This is a genomic window from Sphingomonas sp. LT1P40 (genome assembly GCF_036663835.1).
Classification (GTDB): domain Bacteria; phylum Pseudomonadota; class Alphaproteobacteria; order Sphingomonadales; family Sphingomonadaceae; genus Sphingomonas.
In genome coordinates, this window is sequence record NZ_JAXOJT010000001.1 from 1,651,542 (window position 1) to 1,664,919 (window position 13,378).

The 13,378-nt window shown below is 63.5% G+C and carries 18 protein-coding genes, 1 tRNA gene and 1 pseudogene; 8 read left to right on the forward strand and 12 right to left on the reverse strand.

All coding sequences use genetic code 11. The features are described from left to right. The first annotated feature begins 36 nt into the window (after positions 1-36). The 5 genes and pseudogenes from U1702_RS08205 to U1702_RS08225 all read left to right on the forward strand — a co-directional run bounded on the left by U1702_RS08205 (position 37) and on the right by U1702_RS08225 (position 3,332). Positions 37-294, forward strand: a complete 258-nt coding sequence (locus U1702_RS08205; RefSeq protein ID WP_332723525.1) for a type II toxin-antitoxin system Phd/YefM family antitoxin — start codon at positions 37-39, stop codon at positions 292-294. A gap of 2 nt (positions 295-296) precedes the next feature. After that, positions 297-674, forward strand: a complete 378-nt coding sequence (locus U1702_RS08210) for a type II toxin-antitoxin system VapC family toxin (protein WP_332724654.1) — start codon at positions 297-299, stop codon at positions 672-674. A 44-nt stretch (positions 675-718) separates the two neighbouring features. After that, positions 719-901: pseudogene (locus tag U1702_RS08215) on the forward strand (OmpA family protein); the annotation flags it as partial. A 132-nt stretch (positions 902-1,033) separates the two neighbouring features. Further along, entirely contained in the window at positions 1,034-2,899 is a 1,866-nt protein-coding gene (locus U1702_RS08220) for a toll/interleukin-1 receptor domain-containing protein (protein ID WP_332723526.1), read from the forward strand. 115 nt (positions 2,900-3,014) lie between these two features. Next, positions 3,015-3,332 (forward strand): hypothetical protein, encoded by a 318-nt coding sequence (locus tag U1702_RS08225; RefSeq protein WP_332723527.1) that lies wholly within the window; start codon positions 3,015-3,017, stop codon positions 3,330-3,332. A 7-nt stretch (positions 3,333-3,339) separates the two neighbouring features. Here the strand turns inward: U1702_RS08225 and ruvB are convergent, their stop codons facing one another. The 10 genes from ruvB to U1702_RS08275 form a co-directional block, all read right to left on the reverse strand. Next, positions 3,340-4,362, reverse strand: a complete 1,023-nt coding sequence (gene ruvB / locus U1702_RS08230) for a Holliday junction branch migration DNA helicase RuvB (protein WP_332723528.1) — start codon at positions 4,360-4,362, stop codon at positions 3,340-3,342. Beyond that, complete coding sequence (locus U1702_RS08235) at positions 4,362-4,673, reverse strand: hypothetical protein (RefSeq protein WP_332723529.1); 312 nt, start codon at positions 4,671-4,673, stop codon at positions 4,362-4,364. Before U1702_RS08235 ends, ruvB begins: the two co-directional genes overlap by 1 nt. Before the next feature lie 28 nt (positions 4,674-4,701). Further along, positions 4,702-5,031: a GIY-YIG nuclease family protein gene (locus tag U1702_RS08240; RefSeq protein WP_332723530.1), complete on the reverse strand. Its 330-nt coding sequence runs from the start codon at positions 5,029-5,031 to the stop codon at positions 4,702-4,704. Positions 5,032-5,133: 102 nt separating this feature from the next. Next, on the reverse strand, positions 5,134-5,733 hold the full coding sequence (gene ruvA / locus U1702_RS08245; protein ID WP_332723531.1) for a Holliday junction branch migration protein RuvA: 600 nt from the start codon (positions 5,731-5,733) through the stop codon (positions 5,134-5,136). A 159-nt stretch (positions 5,734-5,892) separates the two neighbouring features. Continuing rightward, positions 5,893-6,378 (reverse strand): crossover junction endodeoxyribonuclease RuvC, encoded by a 486-nt coding sequence (gene ruvC, locus U1702_RS08250; RefSeq protein ID WP_332723532.1) that lies wholly within the window; start codon positions 6,376-6,378, stop codon positions 5,893-5,895. Then, positions 6,375-6,725, reverse strand: a complete 351-nt coding sequence (locus tag U1702_RS08255) for a DUF3147 family protein (RefSeq protein ID WP_332723533.1) — start codon at positions 6,723-6,725, stop codon at positions 6,375-6,377. The genes ruvC and U1702_RS08255 overlap by 4 nt, the downstream gene beginning before the upstream one ends. Continuing rightward, positions 6,725-7,468 carry a YebC/PmpR family DNA-binding transcriptional regulator gene (locus U1702_RS08260; RefSeq protein ID WP_332723534.1) on the reverse strand — a complete coding sequence of 248 codons (744 nt, stop codon included), beginning with the start codon at positions 7,466-7,468 and terminating at the stop codon, positions 6,725-6,727. Before U1702_RS08260 ends, U1702_RS08255 begins: the two co-directional genes overlap by 1 nt. Positions 7,469-7,528: 60 nt before the next feature. Continuing rightward, complete coding sequence (locus U1702_RS08265; RefSeq protein WP_332723535.1) at positions 7,529-7,852, reverse strand: heavy metal-binding domain-containing protein; 324 nt, start codon at positions 7,850-7,852, stop codon at positions 7,529-7,531. A gap of 29 nt (positions 7,853-7,881) precedes the next feature. Then, on the reverse strand, positions 7,882-8,121 hold the full coding sequence (locus U1702_RS08270; RefSeq protein ID WP_332723536.1) for a DUF2312 domain-containing protein: 240 nt from the start codon (positions 8,119-8,121) through the stop codon (positions 7,882-7,884). Positions 8,122-8,222: 101 nt separating this feature from the next. Then, the gene (locus U1702_RS08275; protein ID WP_332723537.1) at positions 8,223-9,344 is read right to left on the reverse strand and encodes a S41 family peptidase; all 1,122 of its coding nucleotides are present in this window, start codon (positions 9,342-9,344) and stop codon (positions 8,223-8,225) included. A gap of 76 nt (positions 9,345-9,420) precedes the next feature. Here U1702_RS08275 and U1702_RS08280 point away from each other — a divergent pair, with 76 nt between their 5' ends. Both U1702_RS08280 and U1702_RS08285 read left to right on the forward strand, forming a co-directional pair. Continuing rightward, positions 9,421-9,948 carry an Lrp/AsnC family transcriptional regulator gene (locus U1702_RS08280; RefSeq protein ID WP_332723538.1) on the forward strand — a complete coding sequence of 176 codons (528 nt, stop codon included), beginning with the start codon at positions 9,421-9,423 and terminating at the stop codon, positions 9,946-9,948. Between the two features lie 3 nt (positions 9,949-9,951). Then, on the forward strand, positions 9,952-10,377 hold the full coding sequence (locus tag U1702_RS08285) for a DoxX family protein (protein WP_332723539.1): 426 nt from the start codon (positions 9,952-9,954) through the stop codon (positions 10,375-10,377). Positions 10,378-10,392: 15 nt separating this feature from the next. Here U1702_RS08285 and U1702_RS08290 read toward each other — a convergent pair. Together U1702_RS08290 and U1702_RS08295 are read right to left on the reverse strand one after the other, a co-directional pair. After that, a tRNA-Asp gene (locus U1702_RS08290) sits at positions 10,393-10,469 on the reverse strand. 31 nt (positions 10,470-10,500) lie between these two features. Next, positions 10,501-11,691, reverse strand: coding sequence for an AI-2E family transporter (locus U1702_RS08295; RefSeq protein WP_443026812.1), 1,191 nt, complete (start codon positions 11,689-11,691; stop codon positions 10,501-10,503). Between the two features lie 149 nt (positions 11,692-11,840). On the opposite strand from U1702_RS08295, the gene U1702_RS08300 reads away from it, so the two are divergent. Beyond that, entirely contained in the window at positions 11,841-13,310 is a 1,470-nt protein-coding gene (locus U1702_RS08300; RefSeq protein ID WP_332723540.1) for an FGGY family carbohydrate kinase, read from the forward strand. The last annotated feature ends 68 nt before the right edge of the window (positions 13,311-13,378 follow it).

Consider the following 13,378-nt stretch of genomic DNA (forward strand, 5'->3'; position numbering starts at 1 on the left):
GTTGCGCTTAGTCAGGAGTTTGACTAACTTCGCTTCATGACCGCCACCGTCAGTGTTCATGAAGCGAAAACGCACCTGTCCCGCCTGATCGAGCGCGTGCTCGCGGGCGAGGAGGTCGTGATTTCGCGCAACAAGGAGCCGGTGGTGCGGTTGGTGCGCGAGGCGCCGCCGAAGACGAACGTCCGACGCATTGGCACGATGAAGGGGCGGCTAGGTGAACTGAGCGACGAGGCCATGGCACCTTTGCCAGATGAATTTCTCGGTCTCGATCTGTGGGGTGGCAAGCCGCTTTGAGGGTGTTGCTGGACACGCACACCCTGTTCTGGATGCTGCGCGACGATCGGCGCCTTTCGCGCCGCGCCGCTACTGCTATCCAGAAGGCGGACGAGGTTCTGGTCAGCGCGGTCTCAGGCTATGAAATTTGTCTGAAGTACCGCCTGGGCAAGATGCCCGAAGCGGCGGCACTGGCCGAGGCATTCGAGGCGGAAGTCGCTCGCGCGGATTGCACTCAGCTGCCAGTTAAGCTTGATCACGCGGTCGCGGCGGGAAAACTGGACCTGTCCCATCGCGACCCGTTCGACCGGTTGCTGATCGCGCAGTCGCTGGTCGAGGGCGTGCCGCTGGTTTCGAACGAGACGCTGTTCGACGGGTATGGGGTGGAGCGGATTTGGTGAGGGATGCGATGCGCCTGTGGCGTAGAATTAGCGCTTAAGGAGCGCGCGCCAGCACCGTCATCAATTACTTTCAACAGGCGTGCGGCTGGAAACCCTATCGCGTGCTGACCTCCACCGGCATCTCCGAAGCCGACCCGCTGGCGGATAACGAGACGCCGCAGGGTGAGGCACAGAACCGGCGCGTGGCGGTGAATGTGCTGGTGAGCAAGGCGGTGGATGGGTTGTGATGGGTTCGGACTAAAACGTCCTTAGTCCGTCGGCTTAGATTGAAGTTGAAGAGCGCCGGGGGAAACTCTGGCGCTTTTATTTTCAGGTAAGCGGCTTGCGATGAGCGCCCTGTAATAGTTTATATCGTCCCCATGACAAACGACGAGCTTCCAACCTTCAACGATTTTCTCTCTCAGCTTTACACAATCCGAGACGATTCTGCTGCTCGGGCGAAAGCGCAGGCAAATGCCATTACCGCCCAAAATGCCGCGAGAGGGCTGCTGCGGTCAGGTGCCACGCTAAAGGCACTAGCTTCTCTAATCGAAACCGAGTTTGATAATTCGCTCACCGCAATTCTTACGCTTCTGCGGCATATCAAATCGGTGCGAACCATCGACTATCAGGCATGTCGAAACCAAGCCCTCTTGCAAGCTCGTGAATTAACAACCGTGCTGCGCGGAGCGACTGATCTCGAAAAATGGTTTAAAATGATCGGGCGAGGTTCTGCGACCGACATAATAGATAAACGTCTCGACATACTCCATCAGAAAACCGAATATCGCTTTCGGCAATTCGATGTTGGGCTAGATCAAGTTGGCGCGACGAAGAACGATACAATAACACCTACCACTACGCGCCTTCAACGGCGTCTCGATGATCGGCGCGCATGGTTCCAAAACGAGTGGTTTTTCAAATGGCACCATATAGGCGGCGATAAAATCGTCGAGATCGACCAGTTCAACGGTAAGAAAGCTTGCTACTCCGGGATCGCGTTCTTCGGCACTCCGCGCAACATTTACTGGGAATTGATTGCTCAAGGCGTGAGGAAGGAGATCATCGACCAGCTTGGTTGGGTTGAGGAATCCGTCAAAGGCTATGATCGAAGCGTTGCGATTCGGGCCATTGATCAGTGCGCAGGACTTCTAGCCAGCTTTGCAAGAAGCATCCGTCGTGAAGCAGTCGCCAAGGACCGTATCCTTCGTGGCGATGGCAGAACCTTCCCCGCCTCTGAGGATCTCGGCCGCTGGCATGGAACGACTGATGGAGAAGTTTTTGCCCAGGCAAAGGCTTTAAAGGCGGCGCTGTTTCCCACGACCGTTTCCGATCTTCACATCACGCAGTTATCGGCGTCGGGTGAGAACATGGATCGTGAAACACGATCATTTCAGGTCGCACTCTCCTTCGCTGGCGAACAGCGAGCATATGTTCGCAACGTCGCAACAGCCCTAGCAGCGCGACATATCTCGGTTTTCTATGATGAATTTGAATCAAACGCACTTTGGGGAAAAGACGGGGCCGAGCATTTTCATCAGATTTATTCAAGAGCCTCTCAATACGTCGTGATGTTTATCTCGGCTGATTATGTCCAGAAGGCTTGGACGCGGCAGGAACGACGGTCAGCCATCAGTCGGCAAATGAAAGATGACGCAGAATACATACTTCCTGTGCGATTCGATCATACCGAGGTGCCTGGTCTCCCTGACACGCTTCAGTACCTCCTCGCCGACCGCTTCACACCGGCAGAACTCGCTTTGGAAATCGCTAAGAAAATTGGCGTTCGGCCGACGATAGGCAAGGCCTCCGATGTTCCACCTCCAGCCTCAGGTTCAATGTCAGGCGAGGTGACGTTCGACTATAGCGCTTATAATGGCCGGTACATAATCGGGAGCGGAGCAACCACATTCGAAACCGCGTGGTCGAAAGCTAGTGATAAAAGCATCCATCTGATGAACGATCCACCGTCCATTCACGGCGTCGCGATCGCTCGCGGCGCAAAGAGTTTTGACGAGATTAGCGACGCATCGGATTATGATTTTACGTCTCGAGTGCGCACAGTAAAAACCGGCGAAATTGCGGTGCTGCGCAACTCAAACGACTTCTACGCTGCGGTTCAAATTATACACATTGAGGACGACAGCCGAGGCGCATCGAGCGATGCCCTAACTCTCCGCTATACGATTTTGCCAACGGGCGAGAAGAACTTCACCTTGCAGATGAGCGAAGCGACAATGGCGTAAAAAATGCACCGCGAGGCGCGGCACCTAAGAACAAAACAAAAACAAAATACTTTCCTACAACCCCCCCCCCTTGCCTACACCCTGATCGGTTGAGCGAATCGCATCGGAGGGAAGCATGCAGAACCGGGTTCCCGTGAAGCGCGAGGATCGTCCTGCGCTGCCTGACTTTGCGCCGGTCCCGCGCAAGACCAACCGCCATGACGGGTGGACGCCGGAGCGGCAGCGCGCGTTTATCGAGGCGCTGGCGGATACGGGGTCGGTCCGGCGGGCGGCCACGATGGTGAATATGTCGCAGGCGAACGCCTATACGCTGCGGCGGGCGGCGGGGGCGGAGAGCTTTCGCGCGGCGTGGGATGCGGCGCTGGACTATGGGCTGTTACGGCTGAAGGATATTGCGCCCCCCTGCCCCTCCCGCGAAAGCGGGAGGGGTTGAGTGAGGACTAGGTGTCGAACAGCCCCTCCTGCGCACCCGCTGGCGGGTTGAGGCCGAGATGCTTCCAGCCGGCCGCGTTGAGGCAGCGGCCGCGCGCGGTGCGGGCGATCAGGCCGATCTGGATCAGGTACGGTTCGATCACCTCCTCGACCGTGTCGCGCGGTTCGGACAGGCCGGCGGCGAGCGTCTCGACCCCGACCGGGCCACCGCGATAGATGTCCGCGATCATCATGAGGTAGCGCCGGTCCATCGCGTCGAGGCCGAGCGCGTCGACCTCCAGCCGGTTGAGCGCGGAGTCGGCGGCGCGGGCATCGACGGTGGCGACCCCGGCAACATTGGCGAAATCGCGGACCCGGCGCAGCAGCCGCCCGGCAATGCGTGGGGTTCCGCGTGAGCGTCGTGCAATCTCGGTCGCGCCATCGTCAGACACGTGCAGGTCGAGCAGCCCGGCGGCGCGGGTGACAACGCGTTGCAGTTCCTCGACGGTGTAGAATTGCAGGCGGACGGGGATGCCGAAACGGTCGCGCAGGGGGGTGGTGAGCAGCCCCTGCCGCGTGGTCGCGCCGACCAGGGTGAAGCGGGGCAAGTCGATGCGGACGCTGCGTGCGGACGGGCCTTCGCCGATCATCAGGTCGAGCGCGCGGTCCTCCATCGCGGGGTAGAGGACTTCCTCGACCGCGGGGGCGAGACGGTGGATTTCGTCGATGAACAGGACGTCGCCGTCCTCGAGATTGGTGAGCAACGCGGCAAGATCGCCCGACTTGGCGATGACCGGGCCGGAAGTGGCGCGGAAGCCGACGCCCATTTCGCGCGCGACGATCTGCGCCAGCGTGGTCTTGCCGAGGCCGGGCGGGCCGAAGAACAGGACATGGTCGAGCGCGTCGCCGCGTTGCTTGGCGGCGTCGATGAACACGCGGAGGTTGTCGCGGGCGGCGCGCTGGCCGACGAATTCCTCAAGGCTTTTGGGGCGGAGGGCAGCGTCGACGTCCTCCGGACGGCGGGCGGCGGTGAGGATGCGGTCGTCGGTCATCAGATGCAGTCCCCGGTATAGGCACACGCAAAGCCGAGCAGGTAGCCGAACAAGCCAAAAGACATGACCGGAATGTAGACCGCCGAGACCAGCAGGCGCCAAAATACCGGCCAGCGCTGAAGCCAGATCGGAATCAAGCCTGCCAACACGAACGAACCCAACATCCCCCAGCCGAAGTAGCGTGATCGTTCCAAGGCCTTGAATGAGATCAGACCAGCCGCATCAATCATCACGTATAAACTGACGAGCAACACCGGCACCGCTACGCTCACGAGCGACAGTATAGCCGATCTTAAAAACGGCCACTCCATTACAATTTTCCGTCATGCTGAACTTGTTTCAGCATCCACTTCGCCGCGCGCCCGGCGGCAACGGTTCCAGCCCCAGCCCCACCGCAAGGTCGATCCATTGCGGGTTGTCGGTTTCGATCAGATTGATTTTCCACTGCCGGTGCCAGCGCTTGAGCTGTTTCTCGCGGGCGATGGCTTCGGGCATCGTGGCGAAGAACTCGTAGCGGACGAGCATGTGGACGTGGTGGTTTGAGGTGAAGCCAGGAATCTCGCCGCTGCGGTGCTGATACAGACGTGCCAGCAGATACGCGGTTACGCCGATGTAGAGCGTGCCCATTGGCTGGCTGGCTAGGATATAGACGCAGGGTCGCTTGGGCATGGCTGCGCTTTCGGTGCAGGAGCCGTGGGGTTTGCGCGGGTGGCGCGGTGGATGCTGAAACGAGTTCAGCATGACGGTGGTAGTTGGGGTGGGGTTGGGGCGTCACTTCGCCGCCTTCCGCAGCGCGAGCCGGACCAGCGCGTCCAGCGTCGCCCCTGCCCCAAGCTCGTCGTTCGCGGCGTTCACCGCCATGCTCGCCTCGGCTGGTTTGAAGCCCAGGTTCATCAGCGCCGACACCGCGTCGTTCGCGGTGCTGCCCGCCGGGGCCGCCACGCCTGCGCCGCCACCGCCCAGCGCGATGCCGCCGGCCTTGTCCTTCAATTCGTTGACGATGCGTTGCGCCAGTTTCGGGCCGACGCCATTCGCCCGCGCGATCATGGCGGCGTCGGCGCGGGCGACGGCGGTTTGCGCTTCGGCGGGGGAGAGGATCGAGAGGATGGCGAGCGCGACCTTGGCCCCTACCCCCTGCACGCTGGTCAGCAGCTTGAACCAGTCGCGTTCCTCGGCAGACGCGAAGCCCATCAGGCGCATCGAGTCCTCGCTCACCAGCATTTCGGTGTGAATCGTGACGAAATCACCGACGCCGCCCAATGCCTCCAGCGTCTTGGCCGATGCGCCGACAAGATAGCCGACGCCGTTCACGTCGATCACTGCGTGGTCCGCCCCGGTGGCGGCGAGGTGGCCGTTGAGATGGGCGATCATGGCCGACACCTGTCAACTTCGATTGACAGTCTTGACGGAATCGCACGGTTGTCATGCGTGACAAGACTGCGTGCGTGTGGGGGTGTCCGGGGCTGGGTCAGGTCGCTGTTCACAGCCCGGTACATAAGCGGAACGGTGTGATGTAGGAAAGGGAAAAGGTCAGGGGATGCGGCGAGCGCTGGCCATGTGGTGCGCGTGGCAGATCGCGACCGCGAGTGCGTCGGCAGCGTCGGGGCCGTCGATCTTCGTGCCGGGGAGCAGGCGAGCGACCATCGCGTGGACTTGCGCCTTTTCCGCACTGCCGGTGCCGACGACGGATTTCTTGACCAGCCGCGCGGCATATTCGCCGACATCGATGCCGGTGCGTGCCGCCGCGCAGATGACGACGCCGCGCGCCTGGCCGAGCTTGAGGGTGGATTGGGGGTTGGCGTTGACGAAGACTTCCTCGACCGCGGCGGCGTCGGGGGCGTGGTCGGTGAGGAGCGCTGACAGCATTGCATCAAGATGCGCGAGGCGGCGCGGCAGCGTTGCGGCGCTGTCGGTCTTCAGGCGACCGTTGGCGAGGTGGGACAGGCGATTGCCCTCGGCGCGGATGAGGCCCCAGCCGGTGGTGCCAAGGCCGGGGTCGAGGCCGAGGATGATCAAAGCCGCAGGCCGAACCGCGGCCCGATCGTCGTCATGCCCAAATACAGCGCAACGGTGAGCGCGCAGCCCGCAAGCAGCGCGATCCAGAAACTGACGCCGCTGCGCAACAGCATCGGGATCAGCAGGAACATCGGCAGCGACGGCAGCACGTACCAGAAGGTCGCCTCCGCATGATGCGCCATGTTTTCCGCGTCTGGACGCCCGCTCCACAGCAGAATCATGCCCAGAATTGAAATCAGCGGCAGCGACGCAACCAGCGCCGCCATCGCGGGTTGGCGCTTACCGATTTCCGCGATCGCCACGATCAGCGCGCCGGACAGCAGCGCCTTGGCAATCAGCGCCCACATTATCCGAGCTTTTCCATCACCGCGTCGGAGACTTCGTAGTTCCCCCACACCGTCTGCACATCGTCGTCATCGTCGAGCGCGTCGATCAGCTTGAACAGGGTCGCGGCGTCGCCTTCGTCGACTTCGACCATCGTTTGCGGGCGCCAGGCGAGTTTTGCGCCTTCGGCTTCGCCCAGCACGGCTTCCAGCGCCTTGGCGACTTCGTGGAGGTCGCCATTCGCGGTCCAGATTTCGTGGCCATCCTCGGATGACGTGACGTCCTCGGCCCCGGCTTCCAGCGCCGCCTCGAACACCTTCTCGGCGTCGCCGACACTGGCAGGATAGTTGATCAGGCCGACGCGGTCGAAGGCGTGGCTGACCGAGCCGGACGCGCCGAGGTTGCCGCCATTTTTCGACACCGCCGTGCGGACGTTGGTGGCGGTGCGGTTGCGGTTGTCGCTCAGCGCTTCGATAATCAGGGACACGCCGCCAGGGCCAAAGCCCTCGTAACGGATTTCCTCGTAATTCTCCGCGTCGCCCTTGCTCGCCTTGTCGATCGCGCGCTGGATATTGTCCTTGGGCACCGACTGCGCCTTGGCCGCGTTGATCGCGGCGCGCAGGCGCGGGTTCATGTCGGGATCGGGCAGGCCCATCTTGGCCGCGACGGTGATTTCGCGGCTGAGCTTGCTGAACATGCCGGAGCGCTTCTTATCCTGCGCGCCCTTGCGGTGCATGATGTTCTTGAACTTGGAATGGCCTGCCATGGGTGGTCCCGTAAATTTGAATGCGCGTCTCTAGGACAGGGGCGGGTCGCGGTGCAATGCCTAGCCGCTGACCGTCACCGCCGTGCCGGAGGCGGAGACCATCAGCATCGATCCGTTCTTGCCGATCACCTCGTAATCGAAGTCGATGCCGATCACGCCGTTCGCACCCAGCGCCTGAGCCTCAGCCGACAGTTCGTCGAGCGCGGTCTTGCGGGCTTCCTTGAGCGGGCGTTCATAGCTGCCCGAACGCCCGCCGACGATGTCGCGGATGCCCGCAAACAGGTCGCGGAAGATGTTTGCCCCGATGATGACTTCCGCGGTCACGATGCCGTGATAGCGCGTGACCGTCTTGCCATCGAGTGTGGATGTCGTGGTCAGAATCATCTTTGGCCTCCCGGTTGGAAGGCCAAAGCTTACGCCATTCCGAGCGCCGCGCGATAGGTGTCGAGCAGCGCATCCTGCTCGTCGAGCTGGTGCTTCTCCATCTTTCGCAGGCGGATGATGGTGCGCATGATTTTCGCATCGAAACCGGTCGCCTTGGCCTCGCCATAGACATCCTTGATGTCGTCGGCGATGCCCTTCTTTTCCTCTTCCAGCCGCTCGATCCGCTCGATCAGAAGGCGCAGCTGCTCGGCCGAAATCGAGTCACTCATGGCTTGCTCCCAAATGGTAAAGCGGGGCGTCTAACGGCTGGGTCGGGCAGCGCAAGGGGCAGCCCTGAGCGATCTGTGGAAAGTGCGATGGATGCTCCCGATCAGGGTTTGCGCGGCTTGCGGCGTTCCATCGGTTCGCTCGGCTTGTAGCGTTCGGACAGCGCCTCCGCCTCGGCCGGGGCGATGCCTTCGCGGGTCAGTGCCTCGACCAGTGCGCGTTCGGGGGCGACCGCGATGTTCGGTACGACGCCGGTCCCTTCCCAACCGTCGCCGCCGGGGAAATAGCTGCGGCCGACGGGAATGAAGGCGCTGTAGCCGCCACCCAGCGGTGCGGTGCCGCCATAATGGCCCGCGCCCGCGGTGGTCGCGCCGATAAGCGTGGCGCGCTTCGTCCCCTTGAAGGCGGAGGCGAGATGCTCGGCGGCAGAGCCGGTGCGCGGCGAGGTCAAATAGTAGATTTTCGCCTTTGCCCAGGGCGATTGCGGCAAAGCGGGGACGACGCGATGCTCGGCGCGGTAATATTCCGCCGGCGCATCGACTTTGACCAGCGAGCGGAACGGCAACCCGCCCTGAGCCTCCGCGACCGAGGCGCGGGTGTCCATCGTCATCACCGCTTGCGCTTGGGTGAAGATGCGCGGGAACAGAATGTCCATCTCGTCCAGCCCGCCGCCGCGATGGGTGCGCGCGTCGATGATGAGGACCTTTGCCCCCGCATTCGTGTCGAGGAACGCGGCGAACGCCTTCAGCGTATCGGGCTGGCCGTAAAAGCCGTTGAAGCGGACAAAGGCGATGCCGGGGGCGATCATCCCCGCCTGCTCCATCGGCGGTGGCGGGAGCGGCACGTTGTCGACCTTTTGCTGGGTCGAGGGCGCGCCGACGCGCTGCGACTGCGGACCGCCGGGCGCGAACATGGCGAGGTGGCCGTCGGGGGCGACTCCCTGAAGATCGGCGGTGACTGCGGTGGCGAGCGCCTGCGCGTCGGTCGTGCCGTCATAGCCGCCCGCCGCCAGCTTGGTGCGCAGCGCGGCTGCGTAGCGCTTTGCCGTGTCGGGAAAGACGAAGTTCTTCTCCAGCTCGTCGGCGAAGGTGGCGATCGCCTTTTTCGCGGCGGCGGCGTCATAGGCCGGGGCGGCGGCGGGCGCGGGTGCGGGCGCTTTGGTCTGCGCCATCGCGAACGGGGTCAGCGCCGCCAGTGTCATCGCCGCGATAATCTCCTTACGCATCAAGTCTATCTCCGTTGAACATCACTAACGTGTTATACTTGACTAATACGCCTTTTGAAGTCGATTTTAACGGGCTATGTGCCTGAAATCGGCATTCTGGCGGGGTGATGCGACGGCGATGGGCAAGCTCGACGGATTCGATATCCAGCTCCTCAACCTTTTGCAGTCGGACGCGCTGGCGACCGCTGAAGCGCTGGCGGCGCAGGTCCCGCTGTCGGCATCGGCGGTGACGCGGCGGGTGCGACGGTTGCGCGGCGAGGGGTGGATCGCGGCGGACGTGGCGGTGGTGTCGCCCAGGCTCAGCGAGAAGCGGCTGCGCGCGCTGGTGACGGTGCAGGTGCACGAACATGCCGAGGAACGCGGCATTGCGGCGTTGCGCGAGCGGCTGGCGGCGGCGGACGAGGTGCAGATGATCCTCGACATTGCGGGCGCGGACGATCTGGCGGTGCTGGTGTCGGCACGCGACATGAACGATTACAATGCGCTGACCGCCCGGCTGCTGGAGAGTGATCCGGCGGTGCGGCGATACGAGACGAGCTTCGTCAAGCGGGTGCACAAGCAGGTGGCGAGCGTGCCGCTGAAGGATGGCGATCAGGAGAGGTAGGCGATGACGAGACGGAAATGGCTGACGCTGCCGGGACTGGCGCGGGGTGGCGATGTGGCGTTGCTGGCGGCGCGCGTGGCGGTCGGCGCGTTCCTGATCTGGGGGGTGTGGGACAATGTCGTCAGCGCCGATCGCATGGCCGAGTTTCGCGGGTTCCTGGCCGCCAAGGGGTTCGCCATGCCGGGGGTCATGGCACCGCTGTCGGTCTATGCGCAGTTTCTGGTCGGCGTGGCGTTCATTGCCGGATTCGCAACGCGCTGGGCCGGGCTGGTGTGCGCGTTCAACTTCGTCGTCGCGCTGGTGATGGTCGATGCGGCGCTCGGCATTCGCGCGGCATTTCCGGCGGCGGCCCTGGTGTTGTTCGGACTGATCTTTGCCACAATCGGCGCGGGGGGCATTTCGATCGATGGGGTAAGGCGGGGGCGGTAGCCATCCGGTGAGGGATGGCGCGAGTGACGGGGCTCGAACCCGCGACCTCCGGCGTGACAGGCCGGCGCTCTAACCAACTGAGCTACACCCGCAGAGCCGTAGTCCCGTGCGAGAGCGCGGCACCTAGACGGGCGGTTCGGGGCTGTCAACCGGCGTTTCGCGCCCCGCTTCGTGATTGTGCATCGGGCGCGGCGGCGGCGCGTTTCCGCCCGCGACCAGCGTGCCGTGCTCGAACAGGAAACCGGCGATATCGGGCTTGCCGGCAGCGTTCAGCACGGTCTGAATGATGATGAGCAGCGGCACCGCGAGCAGCGCCCCGGCGGTGCCCCAGACCCAGCCGAAAAAGCTCAATGAGACGAGGATCATGATCGGATTTATGGTCAGGCGGCGGCCGACGACCAGCGGGGTGATCAGATTCGCCTCGATCAGATGCATCCCCGCCATCAGCGCAGCGGGGAGCAGTGCCATCCACACATCGTTATAGGTCATCAGCCCGCCCATCGCGAGCAGCACCGCGGCGAAGATCGGGCCGAGATAGGGGATGTAGTTGAGCAAGGCGACGATCCCGCCCCACATCAGCGGGGTGGGCATGTCGATCGCCCACAGCGCCCCCGCGACGAGCAGCCCCAGCGTCACATTGATGATCGTGATCGTGCCGAGATAGGCCGAGGTATCGTCGACGACGTCCTGAATCACGCGCGCGGTCGCCATCGCGCCGCCGAAGCTGGTGCGGCTGGTAATCGCCTTGCGCCGCAACCGGGTCCAGCCGGAGAGGAAGAAGAAGATCACGAGGATGGCGAAGAACATCTCCAGAAACGCCGTCGGCGCCGAGGTGGCGGCGAATTCGAGGATCGAGCGCGGCGGTTCTGCCGCCGTCGCGGTCTGGCGGATCGGGCGCTGGGCGAATTCCTGAATCGTCTTGTTCACGAACGCTTCGAGGTTTGAATAGAAGTCGATCAGCGGCTTCACGTTCGACTGGATATTGTCGATCCGCTCCGGAATCACGGTCAGCCAGCCCCAGGCGGGCACGACGATCGACACGAGCGCGGCGTTGGCGGCGGTCAGGAACAGCAGCACGCAGATCAGCGACGCAAGCGGCGCGGGCACGCGATGCCGCTCCAGCCATTCCAGGATCGGGACCAGCGCGATGGCGATGACGATCGCGGCGGTCAGCGGCAGGAAAAAAGGTGACCCGGCCTGAAGCGCGAACGGGATCGCCAGCACCAGCCCGATGCCCGCCATCAGCGTGAGCGCGGCAAGCAGCCGGTCGCGGCGATTCTCGGCTTCGGTGTCTCCGGCCACGGGTGTGACCATCGGATGGCGCGGCGGCGACGGGGTCGAGACCGCCCCCTCCCCTGCATCCAACGGATCCCTGCTAATGCCGTCGGCCAATTGTCACCACCTCTCTCGCCGCCGACATTAGCGCGATTTGCGTCGCATGTAATCCCGGCTAACGTGTCCGGATGGGAGAGAAATTACTGGTCATCGACGAGGGCACCACGTCTACGCGGGCGATGTTGTTCGCACCGGATGGAACATGCTTGGCAAGCGAATCCGCCGAGCTGGAGCAGCAATATCCCGGTGCCGGGCTGGTCGAGCATGACGCCGCCGAAATCTGGGACAAGACGCTGCGATGCGCGCAGGCAATAGTCGATGCGGCGGGCGGCCCTGACCAGATCGCTGCGATCGGCATCACCAACCAGCGCGAGACGATCGTTTTCTGGGACAAGACCACGGGCGAACCATTGGCCCCCGCCATTGTGTGGCAGGACCGGCGCAGTGCCGCCATCTGCCGCGAATTGAAGGAGCGCGGCGAGGAAGCGGGGGTGCAGGCGCGGACGGGGTTGCTGCTCGATCCCTATTTCAGCGGAACCAAGATCAAATGGGCGATGGCCAATTGGCCGCAATTGCGCGCGGCGGGCGACAGGCTGGCGATCGGTACGATCGAGTCGTGGCTGGTGTGGAAGCTGACCGGCGGACTGCATGTCACCGACGCGACCAATGCTTCGCGCACGTTGTTGATGGGCCTGGGCAGTGGGGCGTGGAGCGACGGGTTGCTCGACCTGTTCGACTGCCCGCGCGACGCGCTGCCCGAGATTGTCGATTGCGCGGGCGAATTCGGGTTCACGACCTTGTTCGGCGGTCGGATTCCGATTTGCGGCCTGGCCGGCGACCAGCAATCGGCGACGATCGGTCAGGCCTGTCTGGCCAAGGGCGAGACCAAGGCGACGTTTGGGACCGGCGCGTTCGTGCTGACCAATGCCGGGACGTCGCAGCCGACATCGAAGCACCGGCTGTTATCGACGGTGCTGTGGCAATTGGCCGGGCGACGGACCTATGCGATCGAGGGATCGGTGTTCGTCGCGGGGAGCCTGATCCAGTGGCTGCGCGATTCGCTCGGGTTGATCGCACGGGCGGATGAGAGCGAAGGGCTGGCGCGGTCTTTGGCGACCAATGGCGGCGTCTATCTGGTACCCGCTTTGGCCGGGCTTGGCGCGCCGTGGTGGGAGCCGGAGGCGCGCGGATCGATCAGCGGCCTCAGCCTCGCCAGCACCCGCGCCCACATCGTCCGCGCCGCGCTGGAGGCGATGGCGCACCAGAGCCACGACCTGAAGACGGCGTTTGCGGCGGACGGGGCGGACTGGTCGCGGCTGCGCATCGACGGCGGCATGGTGGCAAACGACTGGATCGCACAGGATCTGGCGGATGTGCTGGATGTGAGGGTCGAGCGGCCCGCGTTCACGGAGACGACCGCGCTGGGGGCGGCGATGCTGGCGGGCGTGGGTTCGGGCATGTTTTCCGGGCTGGAGGACGCGGCGGCGATGCGGGGGAAGGTCGAGATGTTCGAGCCAGGGATGGCTATTGCAGTGCGGGATGCGCGGCTGAAGGGGTGGCGGGGGGCTGTGGGGGCTGTCGTGTCAGCCGTCGAATGATTGGAGCGTGCTGGAGATGAGGCCCCGCTCAAGGCCGGGGGGACGATAGGGGTTGCGATAAATTGAAC